Source organism: Mitsuokella jalaludinii, from assembly GCF_928722185.1.
Lineage (GTDB): Bacteria > Bacillota > Negativicutes > Selenomonadales > Selenomonadaceae > Mitsuokella > Mitsuokella jalaludinii.
Map to the genome: position 1 here is coordinate 1,392,504 of NZ_CAKMXA010000001.1, position 14,351 is coordinate 1,406,854.

Consider the following 14,351-nt stretch of genomic DNA (forward strand, 5'->3'; position numbering starts at 1 on the left):
CAGCAGAATGTCTTTGCTTATTTCTTTCTCCATGATAGAATAGAAAGATGTTATTTTCCTGATAGAAGAAAGAAGGTCTTTTCTTGAACTGGAAGCTCGTCCTTGCGATTCTCACGTGCAATATCCTCTTCATGTCCTCGAGTTACACCATGCTCATCCCGTTCCTGCCAATGTACCTGACGATGGAACTCGGCGTTTCGGAGGCCGATGTCAACATCTGGTCCGGCATCGTCTTCTCCGCCTCATTCCTCGTCTCCGCCATCATGGCACCGATCTGGGGGCGCATGGCTGACACGAAGGGCAAGCGCATTATGGCCATGCGTGCGAGCTTCCTGCTCTCCATCAGTTACTTCCTCGGCGGCATCGTCGAGACGCCGGGGCAGCTCACGCTCATGCGCCTCTTCCAGGGATTCGCCTCAGGCCTCTGGCCGATGGATCTCGCCATCATGACGCTCTACGCGCCGCCGAAGAAGCTCGGCTTCTGCCTCGGCGTCATGCAGGGCACTCTGACAGCAGGCGGCGTCGTCGGGCCGCTGCTCGGCGGCGTCCTCGCCGAGGCTGTCGGCATGCGCTACTCCTTTTTCCTCGCCGCCGCCGCGCTCTTCATGAACTTCCTGATCTTCACCTTCATCATCAAGGAGCCGCCCACTGCCAAGAAGGCAGCTGATCAGGAAACGGCACCCGAAGAGGATGTCTCGCCCTGGCGCATGCCGCTGCTACGCAACATGCTGCTCTGCGGCACGCTCGTGCAGATGGTCATCCTGATCCTGCAGCCGGTCCTCACGACGTACGTCGCCAAGCTCGCAGGCCCCATGCCGAACATCGTCTTCGTCGCAGGCCTCGTCTTCTCGCTCGGCGGTATCGCGGGCGCCATGGCCGCGCCATTCTGGGGAACCTTCGGACAGCGGCGTGGCTTCTTCCGCGCCATGTGCCTCGGCATGGCGGGCGCCGGCCTCTCCATGATCATCCAGGGCATCCCCGATACCCTCCTGCCGTTCGCCGTCATGCAGTTCGTCGGCGGCCTCTTCTTCTGCGGCATCCATCCGTCCATCAACGCCGTGCTCGCCAGCAACACCCCGCCGTCCTACAAGGGGCGCATCTTCGGCATGCTGTTTGCCGCACAGCAGGTAGGCTCCATGGCTGGCCCCCTGCTCGGCGGCCTCATTGCGACATACCTCGGCATCCACTGTGTCTTCGCCTTCTCCGGCCTCCTGCTGCTCTGCCTGAGCTCTGCCATCTGGCACCGCTACCGCGGCCAGCGTGGCTGCTGAGCGCGCACGATCTTCTGCGATTTTGCAGAAGCAGCAGGACTTTGCGCCGCCCGCGCAGAAATAACACGTGATTTACGCATGACGTAAATCGTGATGGACGATTCACAGCCATATATTACCCACTGCCTCAACCTCGTATCCCGAAGGATGTGTCCCGTATGAACTTTCACTACGCAGATAAAATCGCTTACTTCTTCATCGCCTTTTCCCTCTACCTGCTGCTGCGCGCCTTTTCCGAAGTGCACGTCGCACCGCTGACGAACATCCTGCTCTACGTCTCCATCGCCATCTCCCTGCTCGCCAGCAACATCCCGCGCGTCATCGACATCCCGCTCCACTTCGCCTACCCCGTGCGCTGCGTCGAGGTCTTCAGCTTCGGCCTAGCCGTCGTCTGCTTCCTCGTGCTCTGCATGCGCCATATGTTCATCTGAACGACTGCACTTTTACCAGCAAAAAGGCCAGGACCCCAAAAGAGGTCCTGGCCTTTTTCTATGATAAGCGATATCAAGGTCAAGCCTTGGCAGCTGCAGCTTCCCAGCCGAGTTCGAGGGCTTTCATGTTGGCGTCGATGGTGTGCGGCGGGACGCGGTTGGCGACGGCTTTCTTGATGGCGTCGAAGGAGACGATGCCCGTGAGGCGCACGAGGGCGCCGAGGGCGACGATGTTTGCAAAGAGCGGCTTGCCGACTTTCTCGATGGCAAGCTTCGTGATGGGGATGCGCACGACGTGCGGGAAGTCGGGCACATTCGGGACGAGCTGCTCATCGAGGACCAGGAGGCCCGCGGGATTGAGGTCCTTCCAGTACTTGTCGGCCGCTTTCTGCGTCATGGCCAGCACGAGGTCCGGCACGAGTACGTGCGGATGGTAGATGGGCGCATCGTCGATGATGACCTCGGATTTCGACGCGCCGCCGCGCGCCTCCGGGCCGTATGACTGCGACTGGACGGCTTCCTTGCCCTCGTCGACTGCCGCAGCCGCGAGGATGATGGCCGCCGTGATGACGCCCTGTCCGCCCGAACCGGATAATCTAAGCTGTTTCCTCATTTGTCAGCACCCCCTGCGCGTTCGATGACCTGATCGTATGCAGCATCGTAGTCGATGGCCTGCGAGCTGTAGAGGCAGCCAATCGGGAACTTGTCCTCGCGCTTCTCCTCTGGCAGCTTGTCCCAGGCCGCCTTCATGACAGCGTGGTCGCGCATCCACTTGAGCATGTCAGCCGGGCTGCCCATGCGGTTCTTGCGGCCAAAGGCCGTCGGGCACTGGACCATCGCCTCAATGAACGAGAAGCCCTTGTTGTCAAGGCCATCGGCAATCATGTTCGTCATGTGCTGGACGTGGAAGGCCGTCGAGCGCGCGACATACGTCGCGCCGGCCGCCTCCGCAAGCTTGCAGGCATCGAAGGTGCGGTCGACCGAGCCGTACGGAGCCGTCGTCGCCTTGGCGCCGACAGGCGTCGTCGGCGAAGCCTGGCCGCCCGTCATGCCGTAGATGTTGTTGTTGAACATGATGACCGTGAGGTCCACATTGCGGCGGCAGCCGTGGATGAAGTGATTGCCGCCAATGGCCGTGCAGTCGCCGTCGCCCGTGATGACGATGACGTTGAGGTCCGGATTGGCGAGCTTGATGCCCGTCGCGAACGGGATGGCGCGGCCGTGCGCCGTGTGCAATGTGTCAAAGTCCATGTAGCCCGAGGCGCGCGACGAGCAGCCGATGCCCGAGACGATGACCGTGTTGTCCTGCGACCAGCCCTTCTTCTCGACGGCCTGGACGATGGACTTCATCGCGATGCCGTTGCCACAGCCGGGACACCAGAGATGCGGCAGATGATTCTGGCGGAAATATTGTTCAAAACTCCGTTCCATCACACATTACCTCCTGCAATCATATTCTCGATGGCGGAGGTGATGTCCGCCGGTTCAAATGATTTCATGTCGTACTTGCCGCAGAGCGTGACCTTGCAGTCACTGTGCGCAGCGCGGCGCACCTCGTGGACAATCTGCCCGTAGTTGAGCTCTGCCACAAGAATGCCCTTGACCTTGGCCGAGAGCGCCTCAATGGCCTTGTCGGCAAACGGCCAGATGGTCATGAGGCGCAGCATGCCGACCTTGCGGCCCTTCTCGCGCTCCATGCGCACCGCCTCATAGGCCGTGCGCGCCGAGCCGCCGAACGAGACGACGGCATACTCGGCATCGACCATGAAGTACGACTCCGTGTGGATGATCTCCTCACCGGCGCGCGCGATCTTCTCGTGCAGGCGGCGGATGGACGCCTCCGTGACCTCCGGGCTGCCGGACGGGAAGCCCGTGTCATCGTGAATCAGGCCCGTCACGTGGATGCGGTAGCCCTGGCCGAAGTCTGCGACATTCGGCACGAGGTCCTCATCCGGCGCAAACGGCTCATAGCCCTCCGCACGCGACTTCTTCGGCTTGCGGCGCGGATAGACCTCTACATGCTCCGGCAGCTCGACCTTCTCGCGCAGATGGCCGATGACCTCGTCCATGAGCAGGATGACAGGCGTGCGGAAGCGCTCCGCGTAATTGACGGCCATGACCGTCGCATCGTACGTCTCGCGCACGCTCCACGGCGCGAGAGCGATGATAGGATGGTCGCCGTGCGTGCCCCAGCGCGCCTGCATGACATCACCCTGCGATGGCGAGGTCGGCTGGCCCGTCGACGGGCCGACGCGCTGCACATCGACGAGCACGCACGGGATCTCCGCGCAGGCCGCGTAGCCGATGAGCTCCTGCTTGAGGGAAAAGCCCGGGCCGCTCGTCGCATCCATGACCTTGCTGCCCGCCAGCGACGCGCCGAGGATGGCGCCCATGCTCGCGATCTCATCTTCCATCTGGACGAACTTGCCGCCGTGCTTCGGCAACAGGCGCGCCATCGTCTCCGCGATTTCCGTGGACGGCGTGATCGGGTAGCCGGCGAAGAAGTTGACGCCAGCTGCGATTGCACCTTCTGCGCAGGCCTCATTGCCCTGCATCAATCTCGCTTTGCTCATTGTGCTGCCTCCTTGACTCTATCCACAAAAATCGCATAATCGGGGCAGCGCAGCTCACACTGGCCGCAGCCGATGCACGCCTCCTTGTTGACGACCTGTATCTTGCCGAGCTCGCTGACCGCCAGCACGGACTTGGGGCAGAACGCCGCACAGATGCCGCAGCCCTTGCAGCGCACCGTCTTGATGGTGATCTCTGACTTCATGGTATTCCCTCCTGAAGATATCACAGCTTCATATGTGAATAATGCATAGTAACTATGTTTCTTTCGCCATATACTTTTACATCATAGCAGATAATTGCCTAAAAATCCAGCTCTATTGTAAATTTATGGTTGTATACAAGACAAATGTGCATAGAACCGAGTACAACTTCCTCTCCTATCACATCCTCTATTGGATAGTTCGCCGCCAGGAGACATTTCCCCTTCTTTTCGGCGGGCGGCAGGATTTTCCCCTGCCCGTCGCCAATAATAGAGGTACACATGAGCACAATCCATGCAAGACATATACAGGGGGTTTTCTTATGCAGAGTTTTGAATTCAAGATGCCGACCGAGATCATCTTCGGCCGCCATGCCGAGGACCGCGTGGCCGAGAAGCTGCGCGCGTACGGCGCAAGCCGCGTCTACATCGTCTACGGAGGCGGCAGCGTCGTCAGGAGCGGCCTGCTCTCGCGCATCGAGTGCCAACTGACGTCAGGCGGCCTGGCCTTCCAGGTCCTCGGCGGCGTCCAGCCGAATCCGCGCGTCGCGCTCGTGCGCGAGGGCATCCGCGAGGCGCTCGCCTTCAGGGCGAACTTCATCCTCGCTGTCGGCGGCGGCAGCGTCATCGACTCGGCCAAGGCCATCGCCCACGGCGTGGCCAACCCGGGCACGGATATCTGGGATTTCTGGAGTGGCCGCGCCAAGCTCGAGAAGACGACGCCCGTCGGCTCTGTGCTGACGCTCGCAGCGGCTGGCAGTGAGACGAGCGACTCCGCCGTGCTGACGAACGAGGACACGATGCGCAAGGTCGGCCTGAACACGCCGCTCAACCGCCCGGTCCTCGCCTTCATGAACCCGGAACTGACCTTCACCGTCCCCGAGAAGCAGCTCGTCTGCGGCGTCTCCGACATCATCATGCACACGCTCGAGCGCTACTTCACCAAGGTCAAGGAGGCCAACGTCTTCACCGACCGCGTGGCGGAAGACCTCATCAAGACCGTCATGGACGCCTCAAGGGCAGCCGTCAAGGACCGCGAGGACTACGATGCCATGAGCGAGATCATGTGGTGCGGCAGCGTCTCCCACTCCGACTTCACGGGACTCAGCCGCGGCAAGGACTTCTCCGTCCACAAACTCGGCCACGAGCTCAGCGCTCGCTTCGACGCGACGCACGGCGCCTCGCTGACATCGCTCTGGGGCTCCTGGGCCCAGTACGTCTACCAGGATGACACGGCCCGCTTTGCGCAGTTCGCCGAGCGCATCTTCGGCATCGAGGCAAGCGCGGGCACAGAGGAAGAGCGCGCCCGCCAGGGCATCGAGAAGATGGTCGCCTACTTCAAGAGCCTCGGCATGCCCGTGAGCCTGCCGGAACTCCTCGGCACCAAGCTCAACGACAGCGAGCTCTACAGCCTCGCCGACCTCGCCACGGCCGGTGACACGAAGAAGCTCGGCACCTTCCACCCGCTCAATCGCAAGGATGTCCTCGCCATCTACAAGCTTGCCAACAGATAAGAAGCGCACATGCTAAAAGCCCCGGCCCTGGATGAAAATCATCCGGGGCCGGGGCTTTCTATGACTCAGGGTTATCGAATTACAGTCAGTTCAAACGAACGCGATCATTTGCCAAGAGCAGCCTGACCTTTGTCGAGGAGCTCCTTGCCGCAGTGCTTGACGACGAGGCACGCGAGCGTCATCAGGGCGATGGCGAGCACGAGCTGCAGGCCGTCAACGCCGATGAGGAACTTGCCGGCCATGAGCTTCATGATGCCGCCGTAAACGCTCATGACGAGCGCCGTCATCGTGACGATGAACATGAAGACCATCGGCACGTAGAGCATCCAGCCCTTGCGGTTCGTCATCTTGAGGAAGACGGCGAGCGAAATCAGGACGAGTGCGGAGAGCAGCTGGTTGGCTGCGCCGAACAGCGGCCAGATATTCATGTAGCCAGCGAGGCAGAGGCCATAGGCGAAGATGAGCGTGAGGATCGTGGAGACGTACTTGTCCATGAAGAACTTCTGCGCACCGCTTGCCTCGACGCCATCGCTCGGCTTGATCATCTCCTGGAAGGACATGCGGCCGATGCGGGCGACGGAGTCAATCGTCGTCATGCCGAGTGCCGATACGCACATCGTGATGAAGCAGGCGGAGAAGCCGGCCGGCAGGCCGAAGATGTTCGTGAAGAACGTGCTGATGCCGGCGGCAAAGATCTGGAACGGCGTGCCCTGTGCCATGACACCATTCGAGGCAGCAGCGCAGGCAATGGCCAGCGCGACGACGCCGAGCATGCACTCGCAGAGCATCGCGCCATAGCCTACTGGCAGCATATCCTTCTCATTGGCGATGGCCTTCGAAGACGTGCCGGAAGATACGAGGCTGTGGAAACCGGAGACCGCGCCGCAGGCGATTGTGATGAAGAGGATCGGGAACAGCGGCTTGCCGCTGACTTCAAAACCGACAAAAGCCGGCATATTGACCGACGGGTTGGCGGCGATGACACCGATGACGCCGCCGGCGACCATGCCGAGCAGCAGGAAGGAGCTCAGGTAATCGCGCGGCTCCATGAGCAGCCACATCGGCAGGACAGCTGCGATGAAGCAGTAGCCGAAGACGATGTAGCGCCAAGTCGGCACATCGAAGTAGAGCGGGAATTGCATGCCGACCGCGAACATCGCGATGACGAGCACGACGGCAACGATGAACTTCAGGACGCCGGACGGCTTGACCTTGCTGATGAAGATGCCGAAGCCCATAGCGACGACGATGTAGAGCATGGAAATCGTAGCGGCCTGTGCGCCCGGCGTGTTGAGCGTGCCATTGGCACCAAAGCCGTTGAACGTCTTCGCGATGATATCGGCAAAGGCTGCGATGACGAGCAGCGTGAAGAGCCAGCTGAACAGCAGGAACAGGCGGCGTCCCGTGCGGCCGACGTACTGCTCAATCAGCAGGCCCATCGACTTGCCTTCATTCTTGACCGATGCGTAGAGCGCCGTGAAATCCTGGACTGCGCCGAAGAACGCGCCGCCGATCAGGATCCAGAGGAAGGCCGGCAGCCAGCCGAACATCGCTGCGATGATTGGGCCGGTCACAGGGCCTGCGCCCGTGATGGACGAGAACTGATGTGCAAAGACCGTGAAGCGCGAGGCCGGGGAGTAATCCTGGCCATCGTTCTTGCGGACAGCCGGCGTCGGAGCCTTCGGGTCGATGCCCCAAGTCTTCGCGAGCCAGCGCCCATAGAATAAGTACGCACACGCGAACCAGACGAGTGCGATACCGACAAGCATTAATCCTGTCATATGAATCCCTCTTTCCTACCCAAATAAAGCATACAATAAATCCCGTTCGCAATGTTCGCGAACGGGACCCGTTTGTCTTCAGGCAAGATACATGCCGTCGACAAGGTCACTCGCATCGTTGCGATAAACACTTAATGGATAGTTTGTATCTTAGCACTCGATTATATAGTTGTCAACTTGTAAAGGAAAGAAGTAATTTTCAGAGTGTTTTCATTTTTGCGCGTTCCTTCTTCCAGACCCAGACGCAGCGGATGCCGGGGTGCATGTGCGGCAGCACGAAGCAACGGCTGCACGAGAGGCAGATGGACTTCTCGCCGCCAGAAAGCTCCTTCGTGACGAAATCCGGCTCGGCAATCAAAGCGCGGCCGAGCGAGACGCACGCGATGCCCGCCTCGATGACCGTCTCCATGTCCGCGAGCGAGCGCACGCCGCCGACGAGGCTCAGCGGCATGTCGGGCACCTCTTCGTGCAGGCGCTTGATCTGCGGCAGGTAGTAGAGCGTCGCCGTCTTCGGCTGATTGATGAAGTCAACGCCCGAGAACTCGACGAGCTCGACGCCGAGTGCCTTCGCGCGCTGCAGCAGCCAGACCATGTCGCGGTGATAGCCCTCGGCATCCTCCGCCTTCGTGTCGACATTGACCTTGAGCAGCACCGGGAAGTCCCTGCCGCAGGCCTCTTGGATGCCGCGGATGATCTCCTCCGTCATGCGGAAGCGGTTCTCGATGGTGCCGCCGTATGCGTCCTCGCGCTGGTTGAACGTCGGGTCGAGGAAGCGCGAGAGCAGGTATGAGTGGGCCGCATGGAGCTGGACGCCGTCGCAGCCAGATTGCTGCAGGCGCTTTGCCGCTTCAATGAAGCACTGCTCGATGTGGTGGATCTCCTCCACCGTCAGCGCGCGCGCATGGCGGCCCTTCTTGAGCGGGCGCGCGACGACGTCGACGAGGTCCTCGTTGTCGATGGCACGCGGGCCAGCGTGGTTGATCTGCGGGATGAAGCGCACATCGTGCGCATGGGCAATCGCGACAGCCTTGCGGAACTGGTCCGTAAAGCAGTCCTCGTAGATGTTGACCTGTTCCGGATTGGCGCGGCCCAGCGGGTCTACGCAGCAGTGGCCCGTGATGATCGTGCCGATGCCGTTCTTCGCCAGTACCTCATACATGTTGTATTCGGCCGCCGTCATGTAGCCGTCTTCCCCTGCGAGGAAACTGTGCACGGCCGAGCGGATGATCCGGTTCTTCAGGGCAAGGTGCTGCAGCTGCAGCGGCGTTTCGATGATGCTCATGATAACTCTCCTATGAATCCAAGATAAAAGAAAAGGGCTGTCGTTTGTCAACAGCCTCTTGCTTGTTTGATTACTGGTCGACGCGGCAGATGTCCGCGCCGAGGCCGACGAGCTTCTCGACGAGATTGTCGTAGCCGCGGTCGATGTGGTGGATGTAGCCGACCTGCGTCTCACCCTCCGCGACGAGGCCCGCGAGGACCATCGCTGCGCCGGCGCGCAGGTCCGTTGCCTTGACCTGGCAGCCATAGAGCTTCTCCACGCCCTCGACGATCGAGGTGCGGCCGTCGATCTTGATCTTCGCGCCCATGCGCTTGAGCTCATCGACGTGCATGAAGCGATTCTCGAAGACCGTCTCCGTGACGACGCCCGTGCCCTCCGAGATGGCCATCATCGCCATGAACTGGGCCTGCATGTCCGTCGGGAAGCCCGGATACGGCATCGTCTTGATGTCGACCGACTTCGTGCGGCGGTCGCACGTCACGCGGATGCCGTTGACATCCTCCTCGATCGTCACGCCGGCTTCCTTGAGCTTGGCAATGACCGGCTTGAGGTGCTCGCTGATTGCGTTCTCGATGTAGACATCGCCGCGCGTCATCGCAGCAGCCACCATGTAGGTGCCCGCCTCGATGCGGTCCGGGATGATCGTGTAGTCGCGGCCCGTGAGCTTCGGCACACCGTCGATCTTGATGACATTCGTGCCGGCGCCGCGGATCTTCGCGCCCATGACGTTGAGGTAATTTGCGAGATCCACGATCTCCGGCTCCTGGGCCGGATTCTCGAGAACCGTCTGCCCCTCGGCCATGGAAGCCGCCATGATGATATTCTCCGTCGCGCCGACGCTCGGGAAGTCGAGGTAGATCTTCGCGCCCTTGAGGCCTTCCGGAGCAGCTGCCTCGATGAAGCCGTGGCCGACGCGGATCTCTGCGCCGAGAGCCTCGAAGCCCTTGAGGTGGAGGTCGATGGGACGCGTGCCGATGGCACAGCCGCCCGGCAGGGAAATCTTGGCCTGTCCGCAGCGAGCGAGCAGCGGTCCCATGATCAGGAAGGAGGCGCGCATCTTGCGCACGAGATCGTACGGCGCCTCGCAGCTGCCGATGACCGTGCTGTCGACAAACAGCTGATGCGTCTCCTTGCGGAACTCTGCCTTGACGCCGAGTTTCTGCAGTACCTCCGTGATCGTATGCACATCTTCAAGCGCCGGCACTTCGTCGAGAAGGCTCGGCGAATCCTGTCCGAGAAGAGTTGCCGCGATAATCGGCAGTACCGCATTCTTCGCCCCGCTGATCTTGACGCGGCCCTCCAGCCGGCGTCCGCCATGTATAACCAACTTTTCCATTTAAGTCCTTTTTCCTCCTATAGCAGCACAGCCACTTCGCCCGCTGTGCTTAAAGCATCATTTTCCAGTGTATCATCATATTCACCTGCTGACAATAGGGGGCGGTCACTTTCTCTCGACCTGCAGGGTGCTATGGATGACATTGTCGATGATATAGTTCGTCGTGAATTTCGTCTCACCTGCATTCTCGTTCTTCGGCTTGTTCAGCGAGAACGAGAACTTGCGCTGCTGCGCGGCCTCGCGGGCTGCCTTGGCCGCCTCGCGTGCGGCCTTGCGCTGCTGCGCTGGCGTCATCACCTGGGCCTGTGCGCCAGGCGCGATGATGATCTCGTTATTGCGGCCCGTGCGCTTGAGGCCCTGGAGCTTGTCCTTCGTCGTCGCAGTCTTGTCTTCCTGCGCGATGAGGTCGAGGCCCGTCTGCTGCAGGAGCTTGAGCTGCGCGATCGGCGCGACACCGCCGCCGCGGATGTTGAGCGTCAGCGGCCCCTCAGGTGCCGTCACGGGCACGCGGTACGGGATGAGCAGCGTCTCCTTGTCGCGGCGGTACGGCTTGATCGTCGTCGTGAACTTGACGAGATCGCCCGGCTTGACCGTCGCCTTGTCGGGCACAGCCGAGAGGAGCGTCGCCGTCTTGCGGCCGTTCTCCATCTGCACATCGACCTGGACGTCGACGATGTCCGACTCCTGTTCCGTATTCGAGCAGACGATGCTCATAGCCTGCATGAGCTCGCCGACCGCGATCTGGCCGACGTCGGCCGTGTTGTAGAACATGTTGCTGCGCTCGAACTTGCCGCCTTCTGCCGCATTCGTGCGGATGGTGAAGTGGACATTGGCCGTGCTGCCGGCCAGCGTGTCCGACGTCTTCGTCATCGCCGCATAGGCGATGCCGCCCGAGAGCTCTGGCAGGAAGTCCTCGTCATAGGCGATGCGCGCACCGTAATCATCCGTGCGGCCGAGCGTCGTATCCTTGATGCGGACCTTGACCGGCACGACTGTCGGAAAGTCGCCGATCGTGCCCGCGATGCCCGTCTCGCGGTCCTGGCTGATGCGGCCGATGATGTTGCCGATATTCGCGATCTTCATGCCATTGCTCTGGCCGCTGATCGTGCCGACGACCGTCGCGTCCGTCATGAAGTAGTTGACGTTGCCGCGATGCAGGAACGGATGGCCGAAGCCGAGGATCTTCTTGCCGTCCACAGCCGTGACCGTGCCCGTCGCGCCGACGGCGAAATCGCCGTAGACGATGGCGACGCCGACGGCACTGCCCGGCTTGAGGCTCGCGTTGTAGAGCGTATTGCCCTCGCCTTCCGTGCGGATGCCCATCGGCATGAAGGTCACATCACGACCGATCGGCACATTCTTCTGCAGGAAGTCGATGCCCGGCTGGCTGAAGCCCGAGAGGTACATGACAGCCTTGGGCTGCTTCGTCAGGGCTTTCTCATCCTTAGCCTGAGCCTTATCCTCAGCTGCCGCAGCCGTTTTCGCGGCCGCGGCGTCCTTGACCGGAGTGGACGCTTTGGCCGCCTCGTCAACTGCTGCCTTATCTTCAGCAGTCGCGGCCTCCTCGGCAGGCGCATCCGCTGCCTCCTTGGCTTTGGCCGCATCCTTGGCGGCCGCTTGATCCGCCGTCTCTACAGCAGCAGACTTGGCTTTCTCAGCCTCGGCCTTTTCTTTCTCAGCCGTTTCCTTCTCGGCTGCTTCCTGCTTGGCCTTCATCTCCTTGGACGTGTCCTCAGCCTCGTGGATGACGTCCATGATGCGGTTGAGGATGGCATTGCCGCTTGTCTCGGCCTTCTTGTTCTCCTCTTCCTTCTCCTTAGCCGCCTGCTTCTTGCGCTCCTCGACGACCTTGTGCATGTTGACCGTCTTGAGGCGCGTCTTGTTCTTCGTGTCCGGCATCGTCCAGAGCTTCATCATGTCCTCGATTGGCGTGATGAAGAACGTGTATGGCGTCATCTCCTTGATGCCGGCCGCCACGGCGCCGACGAGGCGGCCATTGACGTAGACGGGGCTGCCGCTCATGCCCTGCAGGATGCCGCCCGCCTGCTCAATCACGGGGCCGCGTGCGCGTGCCATGATCATGCGGGACGACCCCTTGCCATTGTCCATATTGCCCACGATGTCCACATCGAAGCTGCGGATCTCGCCCGAGCTGTCCACTACGGTATAGGCCGTGCCCGTCATGCCACCCTTGACATCCCGGAACGGCAGAATGGGGTCCATCGCATGGGCTGGCACAGCAGCCGTTGCGAAGCACATCGCAGCGATGCCCGTCGCGATGACCTTCTTCATGAATCTATGCAAACGTACTCACCTCGTAAACGCAAAATCAAGAATCAAATAAAATGGGAAAAATACTGTTAGTTTCCATTATAGCATACTCGTCCAGCCCTGTGCATTCCCGATTGCGAAATGTGAGCTGCTGCCAATGTCTCACTTCGCGACGAGGACCAGGGCGTCGCCGACGAGGCGCTCCTGGCCGTCCGACGGAGAGTTCTGGACCTCGCCGTTCACGACGAGGTCGGACGAGCCGCCGCCGTCGAGGTTCAGCGCATCCTGCGCGCCGAACTTCACGAGCAGCCGCGCCCAGTCCGTCAGCGTCAGGCCGACGCTGTGCGACTGGCGGCCGTCGACGACAGCCAAGAGATAGCGGCCGTCCTTCGTGATGCCGACAGCGCTGCGCGGCGCGCGGCCGATGCGAATGTCAGCCGGAAAGTCCTCCTCATCGACCGTCACATTGACGCGGCCGTTCGCGACGAGGCGCGGGCCGCAGCCGATGATGAAGTCCATCCCCTGCCAGCCGCCGCCGAGATTCTCCTCGATGGATACGGGGTCGCCGACCTGCACGCCGGCGAGCTCATCAGCCACCGTGCCGTGCACCGAGAGGACGACGCCGTCCGCGGGGATCGGCGAATCGTTCTGGCGGATGTCTGTGACGCGACCGCCGCGCACGATGTACTCGCGGCCGTACTCATTCGTACCCGTCGAAGCGCCATAAGCGCGATTGTAGATGACGAGACTGTCCGCGCCGCGCTCGCAGTCGACACCGGCCACGCTGACGCTGACGCCGCCCATCGTGACCATGCCGTCATACGAGATCTTGCCGAAGACAGGCGTGCCATCCTTGCGCAGGCCGAAGGCCGAACGCGTGTAGTACGTCGTGCCGACCGTCTGGCCGTTCATCTGCGTGACGCCGAGGATGTCGCCTGCCGGTGCGAAGTACGAGGCATTGATGCCCGCGATGCCGCCAGCTCTCGCGACGATGCCGCTGACCGCTTCACGCCCCGGTATCCTGCCCTTGGCCAGGGCCGGCACGAGGCGGTAGCGCGCGGGGTCCGCCTCTAAGAGCCAAGCCGAGATCTTGCCGTAGTCGTCCCAGTATACATACGTGTGTTCCGTAAGGCCCGGCGCGATCTCCTGTACGTAGTCGCCGTCGATGGCCCCCGGCATGCCAGAGGCATTGCCCGAAGCAGGCTTGCCCAAAGATGGCTTGCTGGTGGTCGTCTTACTCGAAGCAGGCTTGCGCGAAGGCATGCTCACCGCCGTATCCGGCACGACATCGACAAAGAGCCGCGTCGGGTTCTTGAGCGTGCGGACCTGATACGTGAGTCCCGCCTTGAGCTTCATCGTCACGATGAGGTGCTTGCCCTTTTTATTGTAGGCAATCGACTCGATGCGGCTGCCCTTGGCCGGCACGGCCGCAAAGCCCTTGTACGAAGTGTCGGCGAGGTCAAGCGTCAGCGTGCGGCCGTCAGCCGATACGGCTGTCGTGTAGGCCGGCAAATCCGTGAATTCGTAGACCACGCGGTCGTGCTCGCTGCCGCTGTGGAAGCGCATCGAGGTCAGCCCCGCCGCCATCGCGAAGCTCTGCCCCAGAAACAGCGCCGCAGCCGCAAACACGGCCGCGCGCCGAAGAATCCTGTTCATCATAGTACCCCTTCCCATATAAAAAACCTTCCTCGC

12 protein-coding genes are annotated in these 14,351 nt (G+C 61.4%); 3 read left to right on the forward strand and 9 right to left on the reverse strand.

The window, feature by feature from the left end; genetic code table 11:
- The first annotated feature begins 83 nt into the window (after positions 1-83).
- Together QDI87_RS06605 and QDI87_RS06610 are read left to right on the forward strand one after the other, a co-directional pair.
- Positions 84-1,271 carry an MFS transporter gene (locus QDI87_RS06605; RefSeq protein WP_055162752.1) on the forward strand — a complete coding sequence of 396 codons (1,188 nt, stop codon included), beginning with the start codon at positions 84-86 and terminating at the stop codon, positions 1,269-1,271.
- 158 nt (positions 1,272-1,429) lie between these two features.
- Positions 1,430-1,702: a hypothetical protein gene (locus tag QDI87_RS06610; RefSeq protein ID WP_036378480.1), complete on the forward strand. Its 273-nt coding sequence runs from the start codon at positions 1,430-1,432 to the stop codon at positions 1,700-1,702.
- A gap of 79 nt (positions 1,703-1,781) precedes the next feature.
- Here QDI87_RS06610 and QDI87_RS06615 read toward each other — a convergent pair whose 3' ends face one another.
- The 4 genes from QDI87_RS06615 to QDI87_RS06630 are packed head-to-tail and all read right to left on the reverse strand — an operon-like array spanning position 1,782 to position 4,478.
- A complete protein-coding gene (locus tag QDI87_RS06615; RefSeq protein ID WP_055162755.1) occupies positions 1,782-2,315 on the reverse strand; it encodes a 2-oxoacid:acceptor oxidoreductase family protein in 534 nt (177 codons plus the stop codon).
- A complete protein-coding gene (locus tag QDI87_RS06620; protein ID WP_278742583.1) occupies positions 2,312-3,133 on the reverse strand; it encodes a 2-oxoacid:ferredoxin oxidoreductase subunit beta in 822 nt (273 codons plus the stop codon). The genes QDI87_RS06615 and QDI87_RS06620 overlap by 4 nt, the downstream gene beginning before the upstream one ends.
- Positions 3,133-4,275, reverse strand: a complete 1,143-nt coding sequence (locus QDI87_RS06625; RefSeq protein WP_278742585.1) for a 2-oxoacid:acceptor oxidoreductase subunit alpha — start codon at positions 4,273-4,275, stop codon at positions 3,133-3,135. Before QDI87_RS06625 ends, QDI87_RS06620 begins: the two co-directional genes overlap by 1 nt.
- The gene (locus QDI87_RS06630) at positions 4,272-4,478 is read right to left on the reverse strand and encodes a 4Fe-4S binding protein (RefSeq protein ID WP_036378476.1); all 207 of its coding nucleotides are present in this window, start codon (positions 4,476-4,478) and stop codon (positions 4,272-4,274) included. The genes QDI87_RS06625 and QDI87_RS06630 overlap by 4 nt, the downstream gene beginning before the upstream one ends.
- 320 nt (positions 4,479-4,798) lie before the next feature.
- Between QDI87_RS06630 and QDI87_RS06635 the strand changes: the two genes are divergently transcribed.
- Positions 4,799-5,989, forward strand: coding sequence for an iron-containing alcohol dehydrogenase (locus QDI87_RS06635; protein WP_055162763.1), 1,191 nt, complete (start codon positions 4,799-4,801; stop codon positions 5,987-5,989).
- A 104-nt stretch (positions 5,990-6,093) separates the two neighbouring features.
- Here QDI87_RS06635 and QDI87_RS06640 read toward each other — a convergent pair whose 3' ends face one another.
- From QDI87_RS06640 to QDI87_RS06660, 5 genes are all read right to left on the reverse strand, one after another.
- Positions 6,094-7,770 (reverse strand): carbon starvation CstA family protein, encoded by a 1,677-nt coding sequence (locus QDI87_RS06640; protein WP_036378474.1) that lies wholly within the window; start codon positions 7,768-7,770, stop codon positions 6,094-6,096.
- Between the two features lie 199 nt (positions 7,771-7,969).
- Complete coding sequence (locus QDI87_RS06645) at positions 7,970-9,052, reverse strand: NADH:flavin oxidoreductase (protein ID WP_278742587.1); 1,083 nt, start codon at positions 9,050-9,052, stop codon at positions 7,970-7,972.
- Positions 9,053-9,122: 70 nt separating this feature from the next.
- On the reverse strand, positions 9,123-10,388 hold the full coding sequence (murA, locus tag QDI87_RS06650; protein ID WP_036378472.1) for a UDP-N-acetylglucosamine 1-carboxyvinyltransferase: 1,266 nt from the start codon (positions 10,386-10,388) through the stop codon (positions 9,123-9,125).
- Positions 10,389-10,493: 105 nt separating this feature from the next.
- The gene (locus QDI87_RS06655) at positions 10,494-12,680 is read right to left on the reverse strand and encodes a SpoIVB peptidase S55 domain-containing protein (protein ID WP_415950292.1); all 2,187 of its coding nucleotides are present in this window, start codon (positions 12,678-12,680) and stop codon (positions 10,494-10,496) included.
- 141 nt (positions 12,681-12,821) lie between these two features.
- Entirely contained in the window at positions 12,822-14,315 is a 1,494-nt protein-coding gene (locus QDI87_RS06660; RefSeq protein WP_072003594.1) for a phosphodiester glycosidase family protein, read from the reverse strand.
- Positions 14,316-14,351 lie beyond the last annotated feature (36 nt).